Source organism: Pseudoalteromonas sp. SR43-2, assembly GCF_014163885.1.
In the GTDB taxonomy this organism is placed as follows: Bacteria; Pseudomonadota; Gammaproteobacteria; order Enterobacterales; family Alteromonadaceae; genus Pseudoalteromonas; species Pseudoalteromonas distincta.
In genome coordinates, this window is sequence record NZ_JACJED010000018.1 from 93,520 (window position 1) to 106,939 (window position 13,420).

Here is a 13,420-nt window from a genome sequence, read left to right on the forward strand (position 1 = left end):
CCCAAAGGTTTAGCTTAAGGTGCCTTAATCACTAAATATAATATTTAGCTGTTACTTTAATTCAGCTAGCATTTCATCGCTGTATGGTACTAACTCTTCACCGTTTGCAATTTTGCTAATGTAATCTGGGTTTGCGATAAGTGGGCGACCAATCGCGATTAAATCAAACTTAGCATCGTTAATTGCCTCTTTTGCTGACTCAAAAGTATAGCTGCCAACGCCTACTAATGTACCTTTGTAGCCTGCACGTAAAAATTCAGACGTTGTTTTACCTTCAAGCGAATCAAACGTTGTACTGTCGTCAAAAATACCGCCATGTAAATATGCTAAATCTCTCTTCTCAAGCTCTGGTAATAAGTAATCGAATACCGCTTTATCACGGTTATCTTCGCTCATATTAAAATAAGCACCCGGTGTAACACGTAAAGCAGTACGCTCATTACCTACAGCGGCGATAACTGCATCGGTTACTTCAAGTGCAAAACGCGACATATTTTCAGGTGTTTGACCGTATTCGTCGCTGCGTGTATTTGCAGCGTAATGTAAAAACTGGTCAATCAAATACCCGTTAGCACCGTGAATTTCTACCCCGTCAAAACCCGCTTCAATCGCATTTTCTGCCGCTTTTGCGTAATCAGCTACTAGGCCCTTAATGTCATCTATAGTCGCTGCTTTTGGTGTGATATATGTAAGCTCACGCATACGAGGGACAGAGCCTTCAACGCCAATTGCCGATGGTGCCAGTACATCGCCATCAAAAAAGTGAGGATGTGCAACACGGCCAACATGCCAAAGCTGTGCAAACATTTTGCCGCCATTAGCGTGCACTGCGTCTGTTACTTTTTTCCAACCTTGAATTTGCTCACTGGTAAATAAACCCGGTGTATTTGGGTAACCTTGCGCATCTGGACGAATAATAGTTGCTTCGCTAATAATTAAACCGGTTTCGGCACGGCGAGCATAATATTCAACCATATCTTGTGTTGGCACTAAGTTATCGTCAGCCATACAACGCGTTAATGGTGCCATAAGTACGCGGTTTTTAAGCTCAATCGTGTTATTTAGTTTAAACGGAGCAAGTAGATCAGTAGTCATTTTTCAATCCTTCATTAAGTATATGCTTACTACAATGTGGCCTTTTTACAAACATTCAAGCTTATTTTGAATGAACGCTCAAATTAGTTGTGACCTATACTGCTCAATATACAAATTAGATCTGCATTGCTGAAATTAAATATCAACTTTTCAACACTCTGTCATATAACTCGATATACTTGTGTGCATATAATTTAGATATAGTAATTAAGAGTGAGCTAATTATGACAACGCCAAATTTAAGCGAAGAACAAGCAGTAATTTTAGGGCTTGGGGCAAAAAAACGCCTAGCCTATATGTTCGAAACCGTACAACAATTTAAACAAGTATGGATTTTAAACGACGATGATGGCTGCGTTATGCTTGCCAACGAAGATGACGACTGCGTACCAGTTTGGCCAACTCGTGAATTTGCAGAAGCATGGGCAACCGGCGAATGGGCTGGCTGCAGCGCTAAAGCAATCCCGCTTGCTGACTGGTTTAGTCGCTGGACACCAGGCCTTGAAGAAGATGACTTACTTATTGCTGCTTTCCCTACAGAGGAAGACGACGGCACGATATTGTTTTCAGACGAGTTTGAAAAACAATTAAAAGCACCAAAGAAAAAATATTAAGGTTCAAAGCCTAAATGCTCAGAGTTATTAATTTATAAACGCGGCACTTAATTTAGTGCCGCGTTTTTATTGGCAATTTCTAAAATCCAAATAAGCCTGCGTAATAGCATCTGGACTTTCTACTTGCGGATAATGCCCAAGCTCTACAAACTCTTGTACGCGCGCATTGGGAGTAAGCTTTTTATAATGCTCAATCATGTGCTTACCAGAGATGGGATCTTCTGCGCCTGCTATAAACGTAAGTGGTATATTGCTATTTATGATGGCACCAACCCAGCGTTCTCGGTTTTGCTGCCTCTGCTTTATATAACTAATGAGTTTAGGCATAACGGCTAAACCATCTTTATAAATTAGCAACTCCCAAAGTGTGTCTACCACTTGTTTTGAAGGCGGTGTACTTTTACTAAAAATAGTCACTAAATTATTGGCAAATTTTTGTTTATTCATTAATTTTGGCACTATCCAACCTAGCTTTGAAAGTAAAAGCTTTTGTATAAATAATGGTTTATGCACCTCAGGAAATAACCCACCATTTAAAAAACACACGCTGTTTATTTTAAAGTCACTTTGGCTAACCACTTGCCTTGCTAATAACTCTTGAGCCACAGTATCGCCATAGTCATGAGCTAAAATATGTACATCATTAATATTTAACGTTTTTAAAAATTGGGTATATAAGTCGGATTGTTCGGTAATTTTATAAGTAGCGTTTATTGGTTTATCTGACAAACCAAAACCTAGCATATCGAGTGTAATTACAAAATAATGTTCACTAAGGGTTTGCCACATACCTTCCCAGTCCCAACTAGCACTTGGAAAGCCATGTATTAAAAGCAGCGCAGGCTTAGTTATATCACCAGCTGTTTTAGTAAAAATTTGATGGCCACTAATTTGAGTAAATTGACCCTGTGATTGCCACTGTTGAAGAGAAAACATATATTAGCTTTATTTTTATTATCTATTTGTTAGTTTTATCATAGTGGTAATTAATAAAGGAAATAAAGCCAATGCATAAAATTTGCATTGGCTTATTAAAAGTCATGTTAAAATTTAATAGTGTAATCTACATAAACTCGATGGTCGGCTCTGTCGCCTTTAACACCATCAACACTGCCTGATTTTTCGGTTGTATAATCTACAAATAACCAACGTAAGCTTAAGCCTTTTATTTTCTCAACTTTATAGCGAGTATCTACAGCCCAATATTTTTCGTCGGCTGTACCACCTAACTTACCCAATGCAGAGTTTTCAGCATCGCTGCCGTCTGTGTAGTAAAATTTAGTTGTTAAGCCAGGCGATACTGCTTTTAAATCAATGCCAAAACGTGCCTGCCACGTTGCCTCGTTTTGATTTGTTAAATCGGCACCAATCAATGAGCGAGTTGGAAATGGGTTTGTACCATGATCGCCACTAAAGTTATCTTCAATCCAAGCATCACTTACTTTAGTAAATGCCGCACCTACACTCCAAATATCTTTTTTCCAATCAGCATCTAAGTAATAGGCAAATCCATCGTTTTCACTTTTAGTTAAACCTGTTAATGCACCAGGTGCATCTTCATCATCTAAATCGCCGCCCTCTGCGCCTGTTACAAATAAATCACCATCATCTTGTGAGGTAAATATGCCAGTTGAAAGGGTTAACTTACTTTGCTCAAGTTTAATGTCGTAACTGATTTTTAATCCCATTTTACTTAGATAATTGTGGGAATTTAAATATTCAGCCTCTAATGTTATGTCGTCTTTTTTATGCGTAGCACCTACGCCCCAAATTACGCTAATGGCGCCAGGTGCCGATTGGTCGGTAGAAAAATCTTCCCATCTATCATCATGTCGACGGCTCCATTTATCGTATACGTAACCATATAATTTAGTGTTGCCAATTCTGTAATCGCCAAAAACGCCTCTAAAAGTATTAGGAATAGCACGGCTGCCTGAGCTTTTTAAAAGCATACTTTTGGTTTTTTGCCCACCTACTTTAACGTGACCGTTGTTGCCCAATTTAAAATCTAAAAAATATTGACCAAATTTAGAAAAGCTATCGTCTACTCCACCACTCTCATTACCTGCTGGTAAAATATTACCTGCGGCTGAACCTGTAGAGTTAATATTCATTACGGTGTAAGTCGACACACCCACACTCAATAAATCATTTATATAACCCGATGTGTAATTGAGCTCTATACCTTGAGCAAAAGTTGAATCGTCACTTGCGTCGTTATCGTAGTCACGGTCGAAATAAATTGATCTAAGTTTTATATTAAATTCATCTTGTTCTGTCAGCCCATTAACAGCAGCATACGTAGGGATAGAAATACATGTTAATACTGCGCCTGTTGCCGCAAGTAATTTAGATACTCGGTGAGCCATAGTTATCTCCGTTACCTTGTTTTTTAAGTTTTTACTGTGCAGCACATAGGAATATGTATGCTTTTGACCTACACGGCAAACATGTCATAAGGTAATTACATTTCTTTCATGCTAATAAATATAGAACAATATAAATTTATAATGTTTTAATTTTTATATTATAAAATAGTAAGAGTTTGTTTTATTACGGATGAATTGTAAAAACTGGTAAAGATTACCTCTTGCTCACTCGTATCTAAGTCGCTAATTTTATTTAAAAAAGCCTCATAATATTAATTGAATTTTACTTGATTAAAACTTACCTAAGTAAAGTTATGAGCAGCTGATTTCTTCTAAAAATCAATAAGCACAAAAACCAGCACCTTTTGCTACTACTTTTGTTGGTATCTATAAAGTGATGCAAAATTTATAAATTATTATATTTATATGCACTTTAATTTTATCTTGAGGCTTAAAATCAACTTTTTAGACTTCCCCTACTCTAAACCTCTATAAAATATATACATTCCAATTAATAACAAAGTTGTGTCTTGAATAATAGGTGCTATATTTATCACGTTATTAAAATAGAAACACACTTACTGTGGCTCATGAAAAAGGATTAATTAATGATTCAAGCACGACCGGTTAATAAAGGGTTATTAATCTCACTGCTTCCTCACGTCATTTTATTAATTGCGGGCATTATACTTACCTACTTTGCTCATATTAAACACCAAGAAGCCATAAAAAATAAAATAAACAATGCGCTTGATAACCGCCTATCCTCGCTTTCTACAGGTATTAACAGTAGGCTCGATTTGTATCAATATGGGCTATTTGGTTTAAAGGGCTTTGTACATGGGATAGGTGCAAATAACTTAAACTATCAAGCCATAACTAACTACTCTGGGAGCCGTAACTACGCTAAAGAATTTCCTGGAGCTAATGGTATTGGCTATATAAAAAAAGTTGGCGTTGAGCAATTAAATAAATTTTTGAATGATGCAAAAAACGATAGACCCGATCAGACATTTAATTTGAATACACTCGTAGCGACTAGTGATGAGCATTTTATAATTCAATATATTTTTCCTGAGCAAAAAAACTTACAAGCAATTGGATTAGATATTGGATCTGAGAGCATGCGCAAACAGGCAGCACTGAATGCTGCCATAAATAATACAACCCAATTAACGGCGCCACTGACTTTAGTACAAGCGAATAAACTCTCGCAACAAGGCTTTTTAATATTAGTGCCAATATATAAAACCATTACTATTTCTGATAATAAAAAACAGCGCCTTAATGAGCTTTTAGGTTGGGCATATTCGCCGTTGTTAATTGATAAAATTTTAGACTCACTTTCACACCTTGACGAAAATCAACTAACGATAAGTGATATCAATAACAATACTGAGACTGATTTTTTTAGTTATGGCATAAAAAGCAAAACTAACGATTATCAATTAACTAAAATTATAAAATTAATGGGTAGAACGTGGAAAATTACCATTGATGCCTCAGACGCCTTTATTTATAACCTTCATCTTCCTAGTCGGTATCAAGCCATTGTTAATGGCTCTTTCGCCACTATTGGCTGTATGTTTGTAGTTTTTTTAATGCAATTGTTTATTTTTAGAAGAAACCAAAGAATTAAGAGAAAAACACTTCAGGCTAAAAAAAATAAACTCGCATTGCAGCAAGCAAATTTAAAACTAGAAAGCGAAGTTAAACAACGTACTCAAGAAATAGCCGATATGAACATGCTCCAACAAAGTATTTTAAACAGTGCTAGTTATTCAATTATTGCGACCGACACTAACGGCTTAATCACTCTATTTAATCCCGCCTCTGAAAAGTTATTAGGCTACAAAGCGCAAGATGTTATTGGCATTAAAAACCCTGGCATATTTCATTTAAAAGAAGAAATTATAACAAAGGCTAAACTACTTAGTGCTGAATTAAATAAACCTGTACCCCCTGGTTTTGAAGTATTTATCCTAAAAGCAACAGCAACAGAGCCAGATATTAATCAATGGACATATATTTCTTCTACAGGCGAGCAAATACAAGTTAATTTAAGCGTCACTTCGTTGTTAAATAACGAAGGAGACACCGTTGGCTACTTAGGTATTGCTTACGATTTAACAGAACAAATTGACCACGAGCAAGCCCTTGGTCACTCAAAAGAACTTGCTGAGCAAGCATCGCAGGCAAAGTCTGAATTTTTAGCAAATATGAGCCACGAAATACGAACCCCGATGAACGGTATACTTGGCACATTACAACTATTACAAGAACAGCCGCTTAATGAAAAATCAAAAGAGTATTTAAAAAAATCACTGTATTCAACTCGAGCACTCACCACCATTATTAACGATATTCTTGATTTTTCTAAAATTGAGGCTGGCAAGCTCTCATTAGAGCATAAGCCTTTTGACTTTTTTGAACTTATTCATCACTTAGAGTCAGACTTAGGTGTGCAAGCAACAGATAAAAACATTTACCTTAAATTTGTGATTGATATTGAGCACAAGCATTGGGTGGGCGACCCAGTTAGACTCAGACAGGTATTTTTAAACTTAATATCTAACGCGATTAAGTTTACATCTCAAGGTGGCGTTACAGTAACCTTTAGGCTAACCGACGAAAAAAAAATATGTTGTTGTATATCAGACACCGGAATTGGAATTTCTGAGCAAGCAATTGATCGATTGTTTGAGCGCTTTGAACAAGCTGAGCAATCAACCACGCGTGAATATGGTGGTACGGGCCTCGGCTTACCCATCACTAAATCATTAATAGGCCTGATGAATGGCGAAATTAAAGTAACAAGCCAGTTAGGTTCAGGGAGTCAGTTTTATGTGTACTTACCATTAAAACAAGCGCAGGGGGATGACAGCACATTAACAACCAAAAATATTGAGTTTCCTGACCTATCTGGAAAAATTATTTTATTAGCTGAAGATAATAAAATAAATCAGCTCGTTGCAGCTGCGATGCTTGAACCAACTAAAGCCACTATTATTATTGCCAACAATGGTTTAGAAGCGATTTCATTATACGAGTTACACAAACCAGACATTATTTTTATGGACATTCAAATGCCAAAAATGGATGGTCTTCAGGCATGTAAAAAAATTAAGGCGCTTAATAGCGAACAAATTGTTATTGCATTAACTGCTAATGTTTTTACAGAACAAAAAGAAATATACAGGCAGTTATTTGATGGTTACGTTTCAAAACCAATCGAAAAACATGAACTTGTCGGCATGTTATCGACACTTAGCTTAGTAAGTAATTAGTCATACTGAAGGCATTAAAAAACCCAGTTATTGTTACCTTTCGATATTAATAACTGGGCTCTAAGAATAATGGTGGAGGAAGAGGGATTCGAACCCTCGTTAGGGATAAACCTAAACACACTTTCCAGGCGTGCGCCTTCAGCCACTCAGCCATCCCTCCACGGTGCTGCAATTGTGTAATGCAACAGCGCGCTATAGTATGAAATAGACCCTTAAGGTGCAAGGCATTTTTAAATTTGGGCCTTTAAATGCTTACTAATCAAGCAACACATACCTATAGGCACAAAAAAACGGCTAAATCTAAGACTTAACCGTTTTTAATTTATACCTTAGAAGTTACTTAGCCATGCTCGCAGTAAACTCAAGCATGCGATTTAAGGATTTAAGTGCGCCTTCGCGTAAATCCATATCAACGAATACTTCTTTACCTTTAGGGCTTATGAGGGCTTCCTTAATCGCTTTTAAGCCATTCATTGCCATCCAAGGGCAATGTGCGCAACTTTTACATGAAGCGCCCTCACCTGCCGTAGGAGCCGCAAAAAACTCTTTATCTGGACATAGTTGCTGCATTTTATAAAAGATGCCGCGATCAGTTGCTACAATAAACTTTTTATTGTCCATTGTTTGCGCTGCTTTGATTAATTGGCTCGTAGATCCAACCGAATCGGCAAGAGCAACTATTTCTGCTGGTGACTCAGGATGAACTAATACGCCTGCATCTGGGTGCAGCGCTTTCATGTCTTTAAGTGCTTTTGTTTTAAACTCGTCATGTACAATACATGCGCCATTCCACATAAGCATATCAGCACCGGTATTTTTTTGAATATAACTACCAAGGTGCTTATCTGGGCCCCAAATGATTTTTTCGCCTTGCTCATCGAGGTGCTCTACTATTTCAAGTGCACATGATGAAGTTACAATCCAATCTGCACGTGCTTTAACAGCCGTAGAGGTGTTTGCATATACAACTACTTTACGATCTGGGTGCTGATCGCAAAACGCAGAGAACTCGTCTATCGGGCAACCAATATCTAACGAACATGTTGCTTCAAGCGTTGGCATAACAACCGTTTTATTTGGCGTTAAAATTTTGGCTGTTTCGCCCATAAATTTTACGCCCGCAACAATAATCATATCTGCATCGTGACGTGCGCCAAAACGCGCCATTTCTAGCGAGTCGGCAACACAGCCGCCGGTCTCTTCAGCAAGTGCTTGAATTTCAGGATCGGTATAATAATGGGCAACAAGTACTGCATTTTTATCTTTTAGTAACTGTTTTATACGCGCTTTATATTCGCCTTGCTCGTCTTGTGTTAACGGTGCTGGCTTAGGGGGAAAAATATAACCTTCAGGCATAATAGTTTGAGCTAGACTCATGTTCTCGACCACTTATCTACAGTGCATTAATTAGGGCGAATTATACGAGAATATGAAAGCAAATAACAGTAAACTAGTAAGGCTGTTTATAAAAAATAAAGTGGGAAATTAAAAAAGAATATAAAGGAAAGTATTAGAGAGTGGTGGGTCATGATGGATTTGAACCATCGACCAATTGATTAAAAGTCAACTGCTCTACCAACTGAGCTAATGACCCGCTCTAATATAAATCTGCTTTGTAAAAAGCTGCGTAAATCCGCCGATTAAACTGTCATAGAATGGTGGGTTATGATGGATTTGAACCATCGACCAATTGATTAAAAGTCAACTGCTCTACCAACTGAGCTAATAACCCAATCTATGCGCTTATTCAATTATGAATGAAGCTTACGTATATCCGCCGATTGATGCCAAACACTATTCATAAGGAATAAAGAATGGTGGGTCATGATGGATTTGAACCATCGACCAATTGATTAAAAGTCAACTGCTCTACCAACTGAGCTAATGACCCGCTCTTATATAACTTTTCATAGAATGGTGGGTTATGATGGATTTGAACCATCGACCAATTGATTAAAAGTCAACTGCTCTACCAACTGAGCTAATAACCCGCTCTATGCACTTATTCAATTATGAATGAAGCTTACGTAAATCCGCCGATTGATTCCAAACCGTATTCACAAGGAATAAAGAATGGTGGGTCATGATGGATTTGAACCATCGACCAATTGATTAAAAGTCAACTGCTCTACCAACTGAGCTAATGACCCGCTCTATTGTTACGTTTAAATGCAACTTACTACTTTGCGTAAATCCGCCGATTGGAACCAGTCATTATTCACAAGGAATAAAGAATGGTGGGTTATGATGGATTTGAACCATCGACCAATTGATTAAAAGTCAACTGCTCTACCAACTGAGCTAATAACCCATTCCAGATGCTAACTTATTACTAAGTTAAAGCTTACGTAAATCCGCCGATTGATGCCAAACCGTATTCACGAGGAATAAAGAATGGTGGGTCATGATGGATTTGAACCATCGACCAATTGATTAAAAGTCAACTGCTCTACCAACTGAGCTAATGACCCGCTCTGACGTTGCGTTTTATAACAACTTAGTATTGTACGTAAATCCGCCGATAAAAGACCATTCAAAGAATGGTGGGTTATGATGGATTTGAACCATCGACCAATTGATTAAAAGTCAACTGCTCTACCAACTGAGCTAATAACCCGCTCTTTTTGTCGCATTTCGAGTGGGGTAACCATTCGTTTGCTGCGGGCGCTTATAATACTTATTTATAAAATGAGTGCAACCGAAATTGTCTCTTTTTTTAAGTTTTTATGTCTAGATGCACAAAATTAAACCGTTTGTGCTCAAACTACATGCAAATCCAAGATTCTTCGAGAATTTCCATGTAGTTTGCTCGCCTAAAATAGAAATTTAATCGCTGGTGAACTTTAGTTTCCTAAACGATCAGTTGCTAGTTTTGCAGCGGTAGTACTTGGGTATTGATTGATAAGATCGCTCAATATTTTTTGTGCTTGCGCCGCTGAACCTTGATCTTGTAAAAGTGTGCCTAACTTTAGCATTGCATCGGGGCGTTTATTAGAATTTGGAAATTCGTTAACAACCACTTTAAAATGCTCCACCGCTTTTACGCCATCATTTTTAATAGTAAGCAACTGCCCTAACCAATAATGCGCGTTAGACGCATATACAGAGTTTGGATAGGTAGTTAAAAACGTTTGAAATTCAGGAATCGCTTGATCATAACGTTTATCTTTCATTATTAACGCAACAGCACGCTCGTACGCTTCATTTTCAGATAAGTCACTGCTGTAGCTCTGTGCATCGTTTGGCTGCGCCTGTTCGGCTACTGGAGCTACTGTTGGCTGTGTATAAGCCTGGCTCACGCGGTTTTCAATTTCTTGATATAACTCACGCTGACGCTGCAGTACTTTTTCAAGTTTGTAGCTTTGCTCTTCAGTTACACCGCGAATTTGACTTACTTCGTCTTGTAACAAGTTAAGTTGTTGCTGTAACTCTACTTGTAAAAAGTTACGCGACTGCATCATATTCTCAAGCGACGCTAATCGCTTCTCAATACTTGATTGTGAACTTGCAGCTTCTGAAACAGGAGCGGGAGCAGCCATTAACTGGGTGCTCCCGCTCAATATCATGGCTGCCAAAATAATTTTCGGCTTCATAATATCTCTTATCTTAGTAAACTAGTACCGCACGGCGGTTTTTAGCGAAAGCTGATTCAGTGCGAGATTTAACCATTGGCTTCTCTTCACCGTAGCTTACCACTGACATTTGGCTAGCTGAAACACCTAAGCTTAATAGGTATTTTTCAACTGCTTGGCCACGGTGCTCACCTAGTGCGATGTTGTACTCTGGAGTACCGCGCTCATCTGCGTGGCCTTCAATTAGTACTTTAACTGATGGGTTTTGAACTAAAAACTCAGCATGTGCACGAAGTAAATCTGCGTACTTACCTTCAACAGTCGCTTTATCAAAGTCAAAGTAAATTACTTGCTCTTGACGAAGTGCTTCGTACTTTTGACGAAGTTGCTCTTCTGCTTGTTGCTCAGGAGAGATTGTAGCTACTTCAACTGTATCAGTGTTAGTTGATTGCTCAACAACGCCTTGATTTGATTGGTTTGCAGCGCCTTCATCAATATCAGAAGATGAGCTACAAGCTGCTAATGTCATTACTGGCACAGCAATTAGCAGGCCTTTAAGTATTTTGTTAAGTTGCATTGAGTAGATTCCTATTTTGAGTAAACCAGTAATATTACTGTAAGTATGGCGACCAAGCTGGCGCCTTTACTTGTCCGTCTAGCACAGGTAACCGTGCTTTAAAGCGGCCGTCCATCGATACTAGCGCAAGTACCTGTTTATTATTATGGAGCGTGCTGTATATAATCATCGAACCATTTGGCGCTATGCTCGGTGATTCATCTAGGCGTGTTCTCGTTAATACTTGAAACGCACCTGTAGCCAGCTCTTTCTTAGCAAGATGGTACTGCCCGTTGGTACGGTTAACCATCACTAATTCTTTTCCATCTGGTGTTATAGAACCAGCAAGGTTCATATCACCATCAAAGGTGAGTCGTTGTGACCTACCTGTTTTTAAATTTAACTTATAAATCTGAGCATTACCACCCCTTTCAGATGTAAACACAATATCTTGGCCATTAGGGTGCCAAGATGGCTCAGTATCTATGCTACGATGATTTGTTAAGCGTGTTTCTTTACGTGTAGCAAGGTCAAGCATGTAAACTTCTGTCGCACCCGTCTTATCTTTAGAAAGCACTAATAATAGCTTTTTGCCATCTGGCGAAAACTGCGGTGCACCATTAATACCACGGTAGCTTGCTATTATTTCACGCTTACCTGTGTATATATCTTGAATGTAAATTTGGCTTTGACGGTTTTCAAACGTTACATACGCTAGTTTAGTACCATTTGGTGACCATGCTGGCGACATTAATGGTTCTTTTGAACGAAGTAATACCTGTTCGTTAAAACCATCGTAATCAGCAACGACTAGCTGATAAGGTTTAGGTTCGTTATCACGTACTATTACATAGGCAATTTTAGTTAAAAACGCGCCCTTTTCACCCGTTAGCTTTTCATAAATAACATCACTGATTCGATGAGAGTAACGGCGAAAACCACTCTCGCCAATAACACTTTCACGCGCTTCTAAAATATGATCTTGGCTTTTAACTAACTTACCGTTACTCATCATTTGCGTATTGCCACCGGTAATTTGGCCGCGAATCACATCAACTAATTCATAACGAACTAAATAACGCCCATCAGTTTGTTGTTCAACCTCACCAACAAGAACAGCTTCAACACCTTTATTAACCCAAGACGCATAATCAATATCGCCATCTTTACTTGGCTGTTGCGGCATTTGCGCCACATCAACAGGTTTAAACTTACCACTGCGCATTAAATCCGCAGCAATAACACCACTTAGCTTTTCAGGAATTGGACCAACACCTTGGTATTTAAAAGGTACAATGGCAATAGGCCTTGCACCGTCTACACCTTCTGTTATTACAATTTCAAGCGCTGCATTAGCAACACCCGTAAACCCAAACAGTAAAACTAAACAGGCTATTTTTATTTTGTTGAACATATCATTCCTTTAAAATTCTGGCTTGATTGTTAAATTAATATTCTTAAGTTTTTCGAATACGTCTTTATCTTTAGATACCGGTAATGTGTCAGCCATTCGCACTGCTCTTAATGCAGCTTCACATACTAACTTGTCTCCACCTAATGATTTAACTTGCGTTACTAAACCATTAAAGCCCAAACGAATATTAACTCGGCACTGTTGGTTTTTCATTTTTTCATCAATCAGTAAGTTTTGCTGAATACGCGCCATAATTAATGCACGGTACTTATCAACTTCGCTCACGACTTGTTGCTGACGTATTTTACTACGGGCAGCCTGCTCTTTGGCAAGTTGCTCTTGTAACATTTGCTCTTGCATTGCTTGCTGGCGTTTACGTTCGGCCTCAGCAGCACGCTCTTTTGCTTCCTCTTCACGCTTTTTGCGCTCAGCTTCTGCTTTTTTAAGCGCTTCTTCTTCAGCTTTGCGTTTGTCAGCTGCAGCTTTTGCTGCGTTTTCAGCTTCTTGCTTTTG

At 38.4% G+C, this 13,420-nt stretch carries 10 protein-coding genes and 9 tRNA genes; 2 read left to right on the forward strand and 17 right to left on the reverse strand.

Features of this window, described 5'->3' with window-relative positions; translation table 11 throughout:
• Positions 1–51 precede the first annotated feature (51 nt).
• Entirely contained in the window at positions 52–1,095 is a 1,044-nt protein-coding gene (locus H5120_RS15055) for an alkene reductase (RefSeq protein ID WP_182675388.1), read from the reverse strand.
• Positions 1,096–1,319: 224 nt separating this feature from the next.
• Between H5120_RS15055 and H5120_RS15060 the strand changes: the two genes are divergently transcribed.
• Positions 1,320–1,709, forward strand: coding sequence for a DUF2750 domain-containing protein (locus H5120_RS15060; protein ID WP_002962412.1), 390 nt, complete (start codon positions 1,320–1,322; stop codon positions 1,707–1,709).
• A 66-nt stretch (positions 1,710–1,775) separates the two neighbouring features.
• Here the strand turns inward: H5120_RS15060 and H5120_RS15065 are convergent, their stop codons facing one another.
• Both H5120_RS15065 and H5120_RS15070 read right to left on the reverse strand, forming a co-directional pair.
• Complete coding sequence (locus tag H5120_RS15065) at positions 1,776–2,645, reverse strand: alpha/beta fold hydrolase (RefSeq protein WP_182675389.1); 870 nt, start codon at positions 2,643–2,645, stop codon at positions 1,776–1,778.
• 107 nt (positions 2,646–2,752) lie between these two features.
• The gene (locus H5120_RS15070) at positions 2,753–4,078 is read right to left on the reverse strand and encodes an OprD family outer membrane porin (protein WP_182675390.1); all 1,326 of its coding nucleotides are present in this window, start codon (positions 4,076–4,078) and stop codon (positions 2,753–2,755) included.
• A 608-nt stretch (positions 4,079–4,686) separates the two neighbouring features.
• Between H5120_RS15070 and H5120_RS15075 the strand changes: the two genes are divergently transcribed.
• On the forward strand, positions 4,687–7,365 hold the full coding sequence (locus H5120_RS15075; protein ID WP_182675391.1) for a CHASE domain-containing protein: 2,679 nt from the start codon (positions 4,687–4,689) through the stop codon (positions 7,363–7,365).
• Positions 7,366–7,435: 70 nt separating this feature from the next.
• Here the strand turns inward: H5120_RS15075 and H5120_RS15080 are convergent.
• The 14 genes from H5120_RS15080 to tolA all read right to left on the reverse strand — a co-directional run.
• Positions 7,436–7,525, reverse strand: a tRNA-Ser gene (locus tag H5120_RS15080).
• 176 nt (positions 7,526–7,701) lie between these two features.
• A complete protein-coding gene (nadA, locus tag H5120_RS15085) occupies positions 7,702–8,742 on the reverse strand; it encodes a quinolinate synthase NadA (RefSeq protein WP_182675392.1) in 1,041 nt (346 codons plus the stop codon).
• Between the two features lie 141 nt (positions 8,743–8,883).
• Positions 8,884–8,959, reverse strand: a tRNA-Lys gene (locus tag H5120_RS15090).
• A 62-nt stretch (positions 8,960–9,021) separates the two neighbouring features.
• A tRNA-Lys gene (locus H5120_RS15095) sits at positions 9,022–9,097 on the reverse strand.
• Between the two features lie 83 nt (positions 9,098–9,180).
• Positions 9,181–9,256: transfer RNA gene (locus H5120_RS15100), tRNA-Lys, on the reverse strand.
• Between the two features lie 24 nt (positions 9,257–9,280).
• Positions 9,281–9,356, reverse strand: a tRNA-Lys gene (locus H5120_RS15105).
• An 83-nt stretch (positions 9,357–9,439) separates the two neighbouring features.
• Positions 9,440–9,515: transfer RNA gene (locus tag H5120_RS15110), tRNA-Lys, on the reverse strand.
• Between the two features lie 85 nt (positions 9,516–9,600).
• Positions 9,601–9,676: transfer RNA gene (locus tag H5120_RS15115), tRNA-Lys, on the reverse strand.
• A gap of 84 nt (positions 9,677–9,760) precedes the next feature.
• Positions 9,761–9,836 (reverse strand) — tRNA-Lys (locus tag H5120_RS15120).
• Between the two features lie 70 nt (positions 9,837–9,906).
• Positions 9,907–9,982 (reverse strand) — tRNA-Lys (locus tag H5120_RS15125).
• Between the two features lie 226 nt (positions 9,983–10,208).
• A complete protein-coding gene (ybgF, locus tag H5120_RS15130) occupies positions 10,209–10,958 on the reverse strand; it encodes a tol-pal system protein YbgF (RefSeq protein ID WP_182675393.1) in 750 nt (249 codons plus the stop codon).
• Positions 10,959–10,971: 13 nt separating this feature from the next.
• Entirely contained in the window at positions 10,972–11,514 is a 543-nt protein-coding gene (gene pal / locus H5120_RS15135) for a peptidoglycan-associated lipoprotein Pal (protein ID WP_002960636.1), read from the reverse strand.
• 34 nt (positions 11,515–11,548) lie between these two features.
• The gene (gene tolB, locus H5120_RS15140; RefSeq protein WP_182675394.1) at positions 11,549–12,907 is read right to left on the reverse strand and encodes a Tol-Pal system beta propeller repeat protein TolB; all 1,359 of its coding nucleotides are present in this window, start codon (positions 12,905–12,907) and stop codon (positions 11,549–11,551) included.
• A gap of 9 nt (positions 12,908–12,916) precedes the next feature.
• Positions 12,917–13,420 (reverse strand): cell envelope integrity protein TolA (tolA, locus tag H5120_RS15145; RefSeq protein ID WP_182675395.1); only part of this gene is annotated, 504 nt, incomplete at its 5' end.